This window comes from Haloferax sp. Atlit-6N, from assembly GCF_003383195.1.
GTDB lineage: Archaea > Halobacteriota > Halobacteria > Halobacteriales > Haloferacaceae > Haloferax > Haloferax gibbonsii.
Window position 1 is genome coordinate 1 of the sequence record NZ_QEQJ01000115.1, and the last position, 605, is coordinate 605.

The following is a 605-nucleotide window of genomic DNA, read 5'->3' on the forward strand; positions in this document are numbered from 1 at the left end:
CGACACCGTCGCGGGCGTCGTCGACGGGGAACTCGTCGACAAGGCCGCACCCGTCCACGACGGTGCCGAGATAGTCATCGTCACCGACCAGAGCGACGAGTATCTCCGCGTGCTGCGCCACTCGGCCGCGCACGTCTTCGCCCAGGCGCTCCAGCGGCTCCACCCCGAAGCGAAACTCGCCATCGGGCCGCCGACCGACGAGGGCTTCTACTACGACGTCGCGAACGTCGACCTCGATCAGGACGACCTCGAAGCGATCGAAGCCGAGATGGAGGCCATCATCGAAGAGGACCTCCCGATCGAGCGTGAACTCCGGCCGCGCGAGGAGGCACTCGACGCCTACGACGACAACCCATACAAACAGGAGATTCTCCAGGACGAGGCCGCCGGCGAGGATCCCATCTCCTTCTACGTCCAGGGTGACTTCGAGGACCTCTGTAAGGGTCCCCACGTCGAGTCCACGGGTGAGATCGGTGCAGTGACGCTTCTCAACATCTCGTCGGCGTACTGGCGCGGCGACGAGGACAACGACACGCTGACGCGCGTCTACGGGACGGCCTTCGAGTCCGAATCCGACCTCGAAGACTACCTCACCCTTCGCGAAG

The 605-nt window shown here is 64.8% G+C and carries 1 pseudogene; it reads left to right on the forward strand.

What is annotated here, in order from left to right:
* Positions 1-605, forward strand: a pseudogene (locus DEQ92_RS21460) (threonine--tRNA ligase); the annotation flags it as partial.